Annotated in this window: 13 protein-coding genes and 1 pseudogene; 7 read left to right on the top strand and 7 right to left on the bottom strand. The window is 49.0% G+C overall.

The genetic code is table 11. The features are described from left to right. Nucleotides 1-32 precede the first annotated feature (32 nt). Together ON064_RS13170 and ON064_RS13175 are read right to left on the bottom strand one after the other, a co-directional pair. Nucleotides 33-173 (bottom strand): hypothetical protein, encoded by a 141-nt coding sequence (locus tag ON064_RS13170; protein ID WP_167358028.1) that lies wholly within the window; start codon nucleotides 171-173, stop codon nucleotides 33-35. A gap of 84 nt (nucleotides 174-257) precedes the next feature. Next, the gene (locus tag ON064_RS13175) at nucleotides 258-1,490 is read right to left on the bottom strand and encodes an aminopeptidase (protein ID WP_058381369.1); all 1,233 of its coding nucleotides are present in this window, start codon (nucleotides 1,488-1,490) and stop codon (nucleotides 258-260) included. Nucleotides 1,491-1,633: 143 nt separating this feature from the next. Between ON064_RS13175 and ON064_RS13180 the strand changes: the two genes are divergently transcribed. The 4 genes from ON064_RS13180 to ON064_RS13195 all read left to right on the top strand — a co-directional run bounded on the left by ON064_RS13180 (nucleotide 1,634) and on the right by ON064_RS13195 (nucleotide 6,013). Then, nucleotides 1,634-2,728, top strand: a complete 1,095-nt coding sequence (locus tag ON064_RS13180) for a carbohydrate kinase (protein ID WP_274625123.1) — start codon at nucleotides 1,634-1,636, stop codon at nucleotides 2,726-2,728. Continuing rightward, nucleotides 2,725-3,636: a pseudouridine-5'-phosphate glycosidase gene (locus ON064_RS13185; RefSeq protein ID WP_274625124.1), complete on the top strand. Its 912-nt coding sequence runs from the start codon at nucleotides 2,725-2,727 to the stop codon at nucleotides 3,634-3,636. Before ON064_RS13180 ends, ON064_RS13185 begins: the two co-directional genes overlap by 4 nt. 110 nt (nucleotides 3,637-3,746) lie before the next feature. After that, the gene (locus tag ON064_RS13190; RefSeq protein ID WP_274625125.1) at nucleotides 3,747-5,018 is read left to right on the top strand and encodes an FAD-dependent oxidoreductase; all 1,272 of its coding nucleotides are present in this window, start codon (nucleotides 3,747-3,749) and stop codon (nucleotides 5,016-5,018) included. Next, nucleotides 5,015-6,013, top strand: a complete 999-nt coding sequence (locus ON064_RS13195; protein WP_274625126.1) for a class I SAM-dependent methyltransferase — start codon at nucleotides 5,015-5,017, stop codon at nucleotides 6,011-6,013. The genes ON064_RS13190 and ON064_RS13195 overlap by 4 nt, the downstream gene beginning before the upstream one ends. 316 nt (nucleotides 6,014-6,329) lie before the next feature. Here the strand turns inward: ON064_RS13195 and ON064_RS13200 are convergent, their stop codons facing one another. Both ON064_RS13200 and ON064_RS13205 read right to left on the bottom strand, forming a co-directional pair. Further along, complete coding sequence (locus tag ON064_RS13200) at nucleotides 6,330-6,551, bottom strand: DUF1128 domain-containing protein (protein ID WP_068868610.1); 222 nt, start codon at nucleotides 6,549-6,551, stop codon at nucleotides 6,330-6,332. Nucleotides 6,552-6,609: 58 nt separating this feature from the next. Then, the gene (locus ON064_RS13205; RefSeq protein ID WP_274625127.1) at nucleotides 6,610-7,938 is read right to left on the bottom strand and encodes an alanine/glycine:cation symporter family protein; all 1,329 of its coding nucleotides are present in this window, start codon (nucleotides 7,936-7,938) and stop codon (nucleotides 6,610-6,612) included. Between the two features lie 188 nt (nucleotides 7,939-8,126). Between ON064_RS13205 and ON064_RS13210 the strand changes: the two genes are divergently transcribed. Together ON064_RS13210 and ON064_RS13215 are read left to right on the top strand one after the other, a co-directional pair. Next, on the top strand, nucleotides 8,127-8,588 hold the full coding sequence (locus ON064_RS13210; protein WP_274625128.1) for a YtxH domain-containing protein: 462 nt from the start codon (nucleotides 8,127-8,129) through the stop codon (nucleotides 8,586-8,588). An 11-nt stretch (nucleotides 8,589-8,599) separates the two neighbouring features. Then, nucleotides 8,600-9,514 (top strand): YihY/virulence factor BrkB family protein, encoded by a 915-nt coding sequence (locus tag ON064_RS13215; protein ID WP_274625129.1) that lies wholly within the window; start codon nucleotides 8,600-8,602, stop codon nucleotides 9,512-9,514. 27 nt (nucleotides 9,515-9,541) lie between these two features. Here the strand turns inward: ON064_RS13215 and ON064_RS13220 are convergent, their stop codons facing one another. The 3 genes from ON064_RS13220 to ON064_RS13230 all read right to left on the bottom strand — a co-directional run bounded on the left by ON064_RS13220 (nucleotide 9,542) and on the right by ON064_RS13230 (nucleotide 12,465). Then, on the bottom strand, nucleotides 9,542-11,395 hold the full coding sequence (locus ON064_RS13220) for a heavy metal translocating P-type ATPase (RefSeq protein WP_274625130.1): 1,854 nt from the start codon (nucleotides 11,393-11,395) through the stop codon (nucleotides 9,542-9,544). A gap of 170 nt (nucleotides 11,396-11,565) precedes the next feature. Then, entirely contained in the window at nucleotides 11,566-11,763 is a 198-nt protein-coding gene (locus ON064_RS13225) for an SE1561 family protein (protein ID WP_274625131.1), read from the bottom strand. A gap of 321 nt (nucleotides 11,764-12,084) precedes the next feature. After that, nucleotides 12,085-12,465 (bottom strand): OsmC family protein, encoded by a 381-nt coding sequence (locus ON064_RS13230; RefSeq protein ID WP_274625132.1) that lies wholly within the window; start codon nucleotides 12,463-12,465, stop codon nucleotides 12,085-12,087. Nucleotides 12,466-12,544: 79 nt separating this feature from the next. Between ON064_RS13230 and ON064_RS13235 the strand changes: the two are divergent. Beyond that, a pseudogene (locus tag ON064_RS13235) lies at nucleotides 12,545-12,837 on the top strand (MFS transporter); the annotation flags it as partial.

Genomic DNA, 12,837 nt, shown 5'->3' on the forward strand with positions numbered 1-12,837 from the left:
TGCCCCGCGTGTGCGAGGCAGAGCTTTTTTACTTAATGACGCTCTTTCGGAAGCGGATCGATATGCTCTGCATCATGGCTATGAAGCTCTTTGCCAAGGAAATGAAGCAGTGTGAAGAAGAACATGAAGATCACAGCCATGAATCCGAGGACAGCAGTAATACCGTATAGCATAGTGATAACCCCTCTCTAAACTGTAATAATCCTATTCAGTATACATGAAAACGCATGGAAAATTAAGTGTCGAATTATCGACCTTTAAAATGCCCAGTTGCCGCCTCGGAAGATCGGTTCGCGCGTGCCGTCTTCCAAAATGCCATCGATGTCCATATCGGCAGAGCCGACCATGAAATCGACGTGGGTGATGCTTTGGTTCAAGCCGTGTTCTTTCAATTCATCCGCTGACATCGTCTTGCCGCCTTCTAGGCAAAACGCATAGGCGCTGCCGATCGCGAAGTGGTTGGACGCATTTTCATCGAATAAAGTATTGAAGAACAAGATGCCGGAATCCGAAATTGGCGATTGGTGGGGCACTAATGCCACTTCGCCGAGGCGGTGGGAGCCTTCGTCCGTGGCGACCAATTCCTTGAGCACTTCTTCGCCTTGTTCGGCCGTGACATCGGTGATGCGCCCGCCTTCGAACGTGATTTTAAAGCCGTCGATGATATTGCCGCCGTAGCTGAGTGGCTTGGTGCTGGAGACGAAGCCGTTGACATCGTCTTTATGCGGCACTGTAAACACTTCTTCTGTCGGCATATTGGCCATGAAAGTATGGCCTTTTTCGTTGACGGAACCAGCGCCTGCCCACAGATGGCCTTTTGGCAGCGCGACTTCGAGGTCGGTGCCAGGTGCCTGGTAATGAAGCTTGGCGTATTTCTTGTCGTTCAAATAATCGGCTTTGGTGTGGAGCGTGCGGTCATGCTCGAGCCAAGCTTCGATCGGGTCTTTGGTATCTGCACGGACAGCCTTGAAAATCGCTTCCCAGAGCGCTTCCACTTGCTCGTTTTCCGGGAGGTCCGGGAACACTTTGTTCGCCCATTGTGCAGACGGTGCTGCTAGGACGCACCAGCTGATTTTATCGGATTGGACGTATTGGCGGTATTTATTTAGCGCTTGGCCGGTCGCTTTCTGGGACGCAGAAATGCGTTTGGAATCGATGCCTTTCAGCAGGTCCGGGCTTTGCGAAACGACGCTGATGAACGCAGCGCCTTGTTCGGCCAATTGCTCGCGCTCCTGGACTTTCCATTCCGGGAATTCGGCAAAAGAATCTTCCGGTGCTTTCTCAAAGCGCGTGCGGGAAATCACATCGTCGCTCCAATCCACGAATACTTGTCTCGCACCTTCTTCATAAGCTTTCTTGACAATCAAGCGGACAAACGGTGCTGCATCTATGGAAGCTGCAATATACAATTTTTGGTCAGGCTGGATATTGACGCCTACCTTTACCGCCAACTCAGCATAGCGGGATAACTTTTCATCAAATGTAGTCATTTCCAAAAACACTCCTCTCATCCTTTCTATAGTAGCAATATTCAAACACGTAGCGCAATAGTGGCGGCATGAAAGAAAAACGATTTGCATTATTTATTATAAAAGTTTAAAATGTAAACAAAAGTTTGAAAGGGAGGGAGCCAATGAATCGCAACGAACAGAAAATCCTGGAGCTGATCGAGCGCGATCCGTATTTGTCCCAACAGGAAATGGCAGATGCGCTCGGGATTTCACGGCCATCTTTAGCCAATCTGATTTCCGGGCTCATCAAGCAAGGCAGGATTCTCGGCCGTGCATATGTGCTGCCCGAAGAAAATGCGATCCTTTGCATCGGCGGGGCGAATGTGGACCGGAAATTCCATTTAAAAGCACCGTCTGTCCACGGCACCTCGAATCCGGCAACGGTGACGAGGAGCGTCGGGGGCGTCGCGCGTAATATCGCTGAAAACCTGGGCCGCCTTGGCCACGAAGTCCAATTGGTATCGGTTGCCGGAGACGATCCGGAATGGCGGTTCATCGAAGAAGTGTCTTCGCCTTATATGGACACTGCCATGACCAAGACACTTTCACAAGGCGCAACCGGCAGCTATACCGCTGTGCTGGAACCCGACGGCGAAATGACTTTGGCACTGGCTGACATGGACATCTACACGGAATTGACACCTAGCTACCTGGAGCATCACCGCAGCAAGTTAATGCGCGCGAAACTATTGGCAGTCGACTTGAACTGCCCGAAAGAAACCGTAATGTATCTACAGGCTCTCGCATCGACTTCGAATGTGCCGCTGGCTGTCATTCCCGTATCAGCCCCTAAAATGGATCGGTTAGGAGAAGACTTGAGCGGGGTCGCCTTTCTGATTTTGAACCGCGACGAAGCAGCCCTCAGGCTCGGCATTTCCATCCAGGATCAAGCGGATTGGAAGCGCTCGGTTGAAATGCTTCTTGAGCAAGGCGCAAAAACAGCCGTCGTGACTGGCGGAAAAGACGGCGCCATGGCGGGTGACGAAAATGGCGTGATGCATTTCCCGGCAATCAAAACGCAGCAAGTAGAAGACGTCACGGGAGCTGGAGATGCCTTCTCTGGCGGCCTTCTTCACGCCCACCTATCCGGCTATGATTTTCATCAAGCGGTACAGATGGGCATGCTCAATGCATCCAAGACACTCGCAAGCAGCCAGACAGTGCGCCCTGAATTAACGGAAACAGTGTTAACCAAAGAACTGGAGGAATTGAAATGACAAACATGATCAGCTATTCAACAGAAGTACAGGAAGCCATCGAACAGAAAAAACCACTCGTCGCTTTGGAGTCGACAATCATCTCTCACGGCATGCCGTATCCACAAAACGTGGAAACGGCGCGTGAAGTCGAGCAGATCGTCCGCGACAACGGAGCCGTTCCGGCAACGATCGCATTGATGGACGGACAAATCAAAATCGGCTTGTCGGATGAAGAACTTGAACTTCTGGGCAATTCACCGGACGTTGCGAAAGTATCCCGACGCGACATCGGCCAATTGCTTGCCACGAAGAAAATCGGCGCGACGACGGTTGCCGCGACGATGATCTGTGCAGAACTCGCCGGCATCCGCGTCTTCGCGACCGGCGGCATCGGCGGAGTTCACCGCGGGGCAGAAGCGACAATGGATATTTCGGCTGACTTGGAAGAGTTGTCGAATACAGGGGTTGCGGTCGTCTGTGCAGGCGCGAAGTCGATTCTCGATATCGGACTGACACTTGAATACCTCGAGACCAAAGGCGTGCCGGTCATCGGCTACCAGACAGACGAGATGCCGGCATTCTACACACGCCACAGCGGCTTCCCGTTGAGCTACGGTTCGCAAACGACTGAAGAACTTGCGGCTATCCTGAAAGCGCAATGGTCGCTCGGCTTGAAAGGCGGGGCGGTCATTGCCAACCCGATCCCACAAGAACATGCACTCGATAAAGACTTCATCGATGGCATCATCGAACAGGCGATGACGGAAGCGAAAGCAAACGGCATCAACGGCAAAGATGTCACGCCGTTTCTTCTCGGCAAAGTGAAAGAGTTGACGGAAGGCAAGAGCTTGGTCGCCAATATCGAACTCGTCAAGCACAATGCCAAAGTCGGTGCGGAACTGGCCGCTTCATACGGAGCACTTTAAGAACAAATTGTGAAAAAAAGACCCTTCGAGGGTCTTTTTTTAGTGTTTGCCGGCAGTTCTGTTTTCACGGACTCGTTTTCAGGGTAAGGAAAGTCAAGGAGTTGAAGCTCATGAAAACGGATGTGTTCATCGGCGGAGGGGGAATAGGCGGGCTGACGCTCGCATTGAAATTGGCGAGGCGCGGCTTTGATGTCGTTCTGGCCGAGCGCATGGCCGTCCGCTCGCCGACCTATAAGGGAGAGTTGCTGCAGCCGAAGAGCATGCAAGTATTCGACGGCCTTGATGTATACGATGCGATTTGCGATCGGTCCAATGAAATCAAAGTGCTCGATATGCTGGAACTGTCCAGCACCTTGAAAGTGAAAGATCAATCGTTCATGGATTACAGTGTGTTGCCCGGAAAATACAACGCCGCTTATATGATCCATCACGAAGAGCTAAAGACCATCATTCGGAAAGCGGCTTGCGAATACGACAACTTCCATTACTTGAAAGGCACTGCTTGCAAAGGATATACCGAAAACACCGCCATTCTTCAAAAAGGAACCGAAAAGTTCGAAGTGGAAGCCAAGTTTTTCTTCGGGGCGGAAGGCCGGTCATCGGTGACCAGAAAAGCGATGGACATCGAAGTGAAGCAGACGACGTACAACCACCATTTCCTGACGGTGACGTTTCCGCGGGCGGAGAACTTCACGGACGGCAAGATCATCTCGACCTACAACCGCCGCAGCGTCTATTTGATTCCGCCAGGGGATTACAAAACCTTGAAAGAAAAGCCGATCAGCCATTTTCATAAACTTTACACCGATTTGGCACCGGTCGTGGACGGCTATGTCCAGCGCTTGACCGACTGGAAAAAAATCCAGTTGATGATTCCGGTTATGTATCATGCTGAATCCTATGTAAAGGGCAATAAAGCGATCATCGGGGATGCAGCACATGCTGTCCATCCGATGGCGGGAGAAGGCATGAACATGGCGATACAGGACGCTGACGTTTTGGGTGAGCTTGCGGCTGACATTTTATCCGATGAAAAAACCGACCCGGAAAATCTTAAATGGTACGAAAAAGTGCGCTACCGCCGGGCGGACCATGTCATCCAGTTAAGCCATCTGGCGGCGCTCGCCTATTCATTCCCGTATCGTCCGGTTAGCTATTTGCGCCAACGCACTTTCGAGCGCATGGAAGAAGATCCGATTCTTCATTTCAAGCAAATGTTGAATGTCTCGGGGCTTGGCTTATGGAAAGAGAATGTCCGGGACCGCTTTATCCAAGGCGGGTTCATGCCGGTACGCGCGAAGGAATTGGCAGAAAACACGAAAGAACTGAAATACTACAAACCGGAAGATGACTACCCGTGGAAAGTGGAGGGACTTATATGATCGATATAATGAAAATGGTAAAAGCAAGAACGTATATGAAACGCAATGAGCCCTTCCTGTACAGCTGGCACGCTTATGTCGGCTATGAACTGGACCTATTTAAGGCATTCGAACGACCAGTTACACAATTTGATGTAGCCGATGCTTTAGAACTCGATGAGCAGCTACTTGCGCAATGGGTAGCAATCGGCGTCTCGATTGGCTATTTAAAGGAAAGTGGACGCAACCGCTACCAAATAAAGAGCCGCTGGAAATTGCCGAAATCCAAAGGCAATAATTCATCGGGTGTATTGCTGAAGGAAATGATGGAACTGCATATCCCGACGCTTTTGGAGTACCCAAAAATGATGCGCAACCAAAGCCGTCTTCACTTTGATGAGGATGAGCACGCATCGACTGTCGCAGAAACAAGCCGCTTGCTTGAAGTATTGGCGTATCCGAAAATGGCCAAGAGATTGAAGGAAAAAGACTGCCGCCGTGTGCTTGATATCGGCTGCGGAGAAGGTGGCTACATAAAGAAATTGGGCCAGCGATTCCCAACGACGCAATTCACGGGAATCGAAATCAGCGAAGAAGTCGTCGAGAAGGCGAAAGAACTGACAGCAAACCAAAACAACGTCTCCATCGAGCAGGCGGATTTATGGAATTACAAACCAGAATCCCCACAGGATATGGTGATGCTCAATAACGTGCTACATTACATCCCGCTCGAGAAGCGCCAGGCCTTGTTCAAGGAAATCAGCAGCTGGATTGCACCGGGAGGCATTTTCTCGGTCGTCACCCCGATCGCCGGTGGCCCAGACAGCCCGCCATTCGCCAATGTCTTCAATAGCTTCTTCTCATCATTCGACAATCTCTACAGGCTGCCGAAAAGGGAAGAGCTCATCGAATGGGGAGAAGAATCAAACCTGGAATTCCTAAGCCTCCGCACCGTCATCAAAGAAGGCGGCTGGTACATCGTGCAATATGAAAAGAAAAGCGAGAGCGCCCGTTAAGCTTCGACAGGCATAAGGCGAGTTTCCGAAGCGGCGCTCTTTGCCGCACAGGACAGTCGGCTTATAACCCGAGAATCTGGTTGCTGAAGCTAGACAAAGAAAAGCGAAAGTGCCCGTTTTTAGGAAGCTAACCTAAGGACGCGACGTCCTGTCGCAACGGTTAGCTGACCCACATCCTGTGGCCCCTCGACAGGTATAAGGCGAGTTTCCGAAGCGGCGCTTTTTGCCGCACAGGACAGTCGGCTTATGACCCGAGAATCTGGCTGCTAAAGCAAAGCACAAAAAAGCCCTGAAGCATTTTGCTTCAGGGCTTTCCTTATTTACGCAATGAGCCGAGTTCAGAGGCAATGGCCTGCATTTCGTTCGGGCTGAAATTATCGCGGCCTTTGACCATCTCGTAAATTTCACGCAAGTCTTCGTACTCGGACGTGTTGAAATGCTCAGCTTTCATTGCATCCACATTGACCATGCGCAGCTTCGTTTTTATTTCTTCAATCATAAAATCGACGTTCTCAGGTGATTGTTTGGATAAATCCATGATCCATTCCTGCCTTTCGGGTGGGTATGCTTTATCATTTCATTATTCAAATGGAATGTCAATTGCCAGAACGTGCTTGTTCTTTCTCTTCCTTGATCTTCGCCGTGATTTTCTTCGTCTCGTAAACGATGACACCAGAAAGTCCGAGAAGGCCGATCAAGTTCGGGAAAGCCATTAAGCCGTTCATGACATCCGAGAATGTCCAGACGACGTCAAGCGAGACCGTCGCCCCCACAAAGACCATCGCGACGAAAGCGATGCGGTAGACAATCAACAAGCTTGGATTCTTGAACAAATACTGGAAACATTTCTCGCCGTAGTACGACCAGCCGATGATCGTCGAAGAAGCGAAGAAAATCAAGCCAATTGCTACGATGATCGGGCCAGCACCGCCAAGGAACTGCTCGAATGCGGCGGTTGTAAGCGCAGCACCCTCCAGGCTATCATCTAGATACAAACCGGACATGACGATTGTGATGCCTGTAATCGAACAGATGATCAAGGTATCGAACAATACTTGCGTCATCGATACCAAAGCCTGGCGACCAGGCATATCGGTTTTTGCAGCTGCCGCCGCGATCGGAGCAGATCCAAGGCCCGCTTCGTTGGAGAAGACGCTAGCGCCGCCGACTGCAGCTTCACCAGTAAAGGCGGCACTGAAAATCGTACCGAGCGCTGCAGGGATAAGATCCATATTCAGAATCATGATGATGATTCCTGCAATGATATAGAATAAGGCCATAAATGGAACGAAGAATGCTGTAACTTTACCGATTGTCTTGATTCCGCCGATGATGACGACAGCAGCGAAAATTGTCAAGATGATGCCGGTGATCCATGTTGGCACCGAAAACGTATCACGCACCACGGATGCGACGGAGTTGGATTGTGTACCGTTTCCGATGCCGAACGCTGCGATTGCGCCGAAAATGGCAAACAGTACAGCCAGCCATTTCTGTTTCAAGCCATGTTCAAGATAATACATCGGCCCGCCGGCCATTTGCCCTCGTGCATCCACAATGCGGTATTTGACGGCGAGGACGGCTTCACCGTATTTTGTCGCCATCCCGAAGAATGCAGAAAACCACATCCAGAAAACGGCTCCCGGGCCTCCGAGAATGACGGCGGTCGCAACGCCCACAATATTCCCTGTCCCGACTGTAGCGGCCATCGCCGTAGATAATGCCTGGAAATGGGAAATATCGCCCTGTGCATCTTTATCAGGGTTTTTGCTGAATGTCAGCTTCAGTGCATATGGCAAGAGGCGTAATTGCAAAAGCCCCAAGCGCACAGTCAGGAAGATCCCTGTACCCACCAGGAGAATCAAAAGCGGCGGTCCCCATACATAACCGCTAATCGTGCCTAGAAATTCTGTTAATGCCTCCATTTTTTCTCCTCCTTTTTTATACTTTGTTCTTTAGAAAAAATTCCTCCTGTAGAGTTAATATTCCGAAAGTTTCATATCATAGTCAAGTTATTTTTAAAAAATAATTTACGAAGTGTTTAGATTATGGAGGAACAGGGAAAAATTCGAAGTATGATGGAAACTATATTTTATACTAGGAGGAATTTGGAATGAGCGAAAACAAATTAATGACCGGAATAGTAGTAGGAGCGGCTGTAGGTGCACTAGTTTCACTTTTGGACCGCAATACGCGCGAAGATGTGATGAATAAATCGAGAAAAGCAAGTGAAAACGCAAAATATTATGCAAATAATAAAGATGAGCTGAAATCCGCCTTTAAAGAACAGGCAGAACGTGCACAGAATCTTTATTCCCGTATTTCCGAAGACGCTGCTTATGTAGGTGGCAAGGTAGAGCAAGTCAAGAAGTTGGTACCGGAAGTGAAAGAAGTGGCACAGGAAGCGAGAGGCGCTGTCATGGAAACGAAGGATGCGGTTGTCGAATCGAAAGAGGATGTTGTATCAGCAGTCAAAGAAGACAACCCGTCACCGAGTTCTTCACTGACGGATGATGCTTCTTCAAGCGACTCTTCGTCAAGTAACACCAACTCGCAGAACCAGAACCGCAACTAAAGGCCAGATTCATGGCAACACATAAAAAAGACGGCCAGTCCCAAGTACGGAAACCAAGATATGACGTGCTGACCGGCCGTGGATTTATAAAAGAATTAGGGAAACGGATCAAAGACGTCGATGTGCAGGGACTCGGAGCGCAATTGGCGTTTTTTTTCCTATTATCGATATTCCCGTTGCTGATTTTTCTTGTCACTTTGCTTCCGTATTTGAATCTGCCGAGGGAAGAAGTCTTCCTGTTTATGCAAGATGTCATTCCATCGGAAGTGTATGTGCTGATTGAGCAGACCTTGAATGAAATCTTGACGAATCAAAACAGCGGCTTGTTATCTTTCGGTGTGCTGGCGACAATCTGGTCGGCGAGTCTCGGGATGGATGCATTGATTAAATCCTTGAATACTACCTACAGAGTGAGCGAGAGCAGGCCTTTATTGATAGCGAGAGGCATGTCGATTCTGATGACCATTCTTTTGATTATCATGTTGGTAGTAGCATTAGCGTTGCCCATATTCGGACGCCAGATCGGCCTGTTCTTTTTTGCATTTTTAGGTCTTGAAGAAGGGTTCCTGGAATTATGGGGGATGATTCGTTTCACCATTCCAGCCTTGATTACATTTATTGTATGCGCCGTGATTTATTGGCTTGCGCCGAATGTCCGGATCAGTTTCTGGACAGTGCTGCCGGGAGCGGCTTTTGCATCGCTCGGCTGGCTATTACTGTCATTTTTGTTCTCCATCTACATTAATAATTTCGGCAATTTCTCAGCCACTTACGGAAGTATCGGCGGGATTATCCTGCTGTTGCTGTGGCTTTACCTTTCCGCGATGCTATTGATCATCGGCGGGCAAATCAATGCCGTCATGCAAGGAAGGCGGCAATCCAGAAAACGGCTGCATAAAAAGAAGACGGCAATCCCCAGTAAATGAGGGAGAGCCGTCTTTTTTTGTGGAATTTCAGACGTTGCGGTTGAGCATTCGCAATCCGTTCAAGATGACCAAGATGGTGCTGCCTTCATGTCCGATGACGCCAAGCGGCAAAGAAATCGCCTGAAAAAAATTCGACAAGATGAGCACCAGGATGACAGCGACAGAGAAAAAGATATTCTGTTTGACGATGCGCTGCATTTTTCGAGCCAGCCGGATCGAATAGGAAATACGGGATAAATCGTTTTTCATCAAAATAACGTCTGCGGTTTCTAGGGCGATATCGGTTCCTTCACCCATTGCGATACCAGTCGTGGCGTTAATGCCGTCTCCTGTCATCGCCACATATTTGTACTTAGCCAATAGTTTTTTCAAGTGCTGCACTTTATCGCCAGGCAGGCATTCACCGATGTACTCATCGACACCGGTTTCTTCCGCAATGGCTTTTGCGGTTTTACGGTTATCGCCAGTCAGCATGATGCAATAAATGCCACGGTCCTGAAGTTCGGCGATGGTGGATTTGGTAATGTCGCGGACCGTATCTTTGAGCGCCATGGCAGCGAGAATCCCGTGCCCATCCCTCACGAAAGTGACGGTTTTCCCTTGATTTGCCAGATTTTCAAGAATTCCGCCTTCAAAAGCATAAGCTTCTTGCTCGCCGACAAAGCCGGGCTTACCGATTAGGATTTCAGCGCCGTTGAACTGTGTTTTCAACCCATTACCGGGCACATCCACGACTTGCAGATTGCGCATCGGTTCGAATCCTTGTTGGATGACATAATCCGTCATTGCTTTTGCGAGGGGATGATTGGATTGGGATTCGATTCCTGCGACCAGCGCCATCACCTGTTCGCGATTTGCATCTTGGCGGATGATAAAATCAGTCACTTCGGGTTTGCCGCGTGTCAATGTGCCGGTCTTATCGAATGCGATGGCTTTAATGACGCTTAAATTCTCTAGGTGCGCTCCGCCTTTAAAAATGACGCCGCTCTTGGCGCCGTTGGAAATGGCGGCAAGCGTAGCGGGCATGATGGAAGCGACCAATGCGCAAGGCGATGCCACTACAAGCAGTACCATGGCCCGGTAGAAGGTTTCATTCCAGCTCCAGCCCACCAAGAAATGGGGGAGGAACAGCATGAGCACGAAGACAATCAAGACAATTTTGACATAACGGCCTTCAAAGCGTTCGATAAATTGTTGGGAGGGAGATTTCTCGCTTTCAGCGGATTGCACGAGCTCGATGATTTTTTGGAACATCGTTTCAGAACTCGGCTTGGTCATCACCATCGTGATCGAACCGGACAAATTGACGGTGCCCGCAAATAAATTATCGTGTTGGTATTTGGACACCGGAATCGCTTCACCGCTGATGGCGGATTCGTCGACAGCGGTTTGTCCGGAATGGACTTCACCGTCGACAGGAATTCGCTCACCGGGCCGGACGGCGACCAGGTCTCCGGTGTTCAATTCACCGACCGGAACGCGCACCGTCTCGCCGGATTCTTTCAAAAGCCAGGCTTCATCCGGCTGCATTTCCATGAGGGCAGACAGTTCTTTGCGGCTTTTGTTCATCGTATAGGTTTCAAGTGCACCGCTTAACGCAAAGATGAAGATCAGGATCGCGCCTTCAGTCCAGTAGCCGATGATGGATGCACCGACAGCTGCCAGAATCATCAGGAATTCGACATTCAATTCTTTGTCTTCGATGGTTTTCTTAATGCCGTATTTCGCCTTGGCGTAGCCGCCGATTACGAATGCCAGCAAATAGATGGCGACGGAAGGAAGAGCGATATCCTGTAATTCCAGGATATAGGCGATGATGATCAGGAAGCCTGATAACACCGCGGCGATCAATTCGATATGAGGCCGAACTTTATTCCACATAGCCACTCCTCCATCAAATAGTCAGATATCGGTAATTACTGTCAGTTTACCATACGGATCTCCGGATAGAAGCGAGATTTTGCTTAATATATGTCATTTCGGCTAATCCTTTTACGAATGAAATAAAAAGACACCCTGAAGCTTTCATTGAAAGCTTCAGGGCTTGGGGATTATTCGTTTTCAGTAGATGGCCGGTTTTTGAATTGTTGCATTTTATTGTCCAAATCGTCGACCATGGCAATCAGCCGGTCAATATCTTCAAGCTCCGCGCTTTCCGGTTCGATGGCATCTAACACATCGAGGAACATGCTGAGCCTTTGTTTCATATAAGTTACTTGCTGTTCCTTATCAGTAATGGATTTTCCCATTGATTCCACCTCATTTCCATTGTATATAGTAGCTGATAACTAAAGGAATATCAATAGTACAGAAAAAATGCGGAAATAACGTAATTTTGTTAATTGAATATTTACACTATTCTATTAATGTGATATAGTTGCATCAATCCTTTACGAGGGGAGGACAAGACGGATCACCGAACCATAAAGAACGCGATAGGAAAGAGGAGGCGATTCGAGCATTTAGGTGGCTTCACCGACAGTGCGATTATGGAAACGAACTGTAAACATAAAACATAAAGGCTCAGCCCGCAATCTGCCATGCAGAAACGGACTGAGCCTTTTATGTGTTTAAATCAATTCGTATGTCTCCACAATGTCGATGGTCTCTTCAACAGAACGGACCATCGAGCAGTTTTTACGCGTCAATTCCATAACGCGCGGCATTTTCGCCTCATTGATATCGCCTTTGATGCGGAAATGCAGATGGACTTTTGAAACGCGGTCCGCTTCTTCGGCGACGCGGACGATTTCCTTCACTTCCACTTCGATGTCTTCTGCTGGCATCCGTTGCTTGTCCAATACTTTGCGGATGATCCCTGCGCTGCAGATGGCCAGTGAAGAAACCAGCAGCTGATAAGGGCGGAATCCGTATTCTTCATTAGTCGAGACGTGGAGCTCGCCAAAAGGCAAATGCCCGGTAAATCCGTGTTCATTCATGGAAAATTTCATCTTGTATCTCCTCCTTATGTTAAAATTGTAGCGGAAACTTCAAAAAATAGAAAAGAACGTGCTCGTTCGGGGAGGCATTATGAAACATTTCTTATCAAGCGAACGTGCCCGCTTTTGGATTTTGGTCGCCATTGTGTCGATATCAGGGTTTTCACAAGGCATGCTATTACCGCTCATTGCCGTCATTTTTGAACAGGACGGCGTATCGTCTGCACTGAACGGCCTCAGTGCAACAGGCTTATACATAGGCATTATCGCTGTCGCTCCGTTCATGGAGCCACAGCTGAGAAAGTTCGGTTTTAAACCACTTATTCTCGTCGGCGGGGCGATGGTCATCCTCGCCTTGCTTTCGTTTCCTTTATGGAAAAGCGT

The organism is Planococcus sp. A6 (assembly GCF_028823615.1).
Lineage (GTDB): Bacteria > Bacillota > Bacilli > Bacillales_A > Planococcaceae > Planococcus.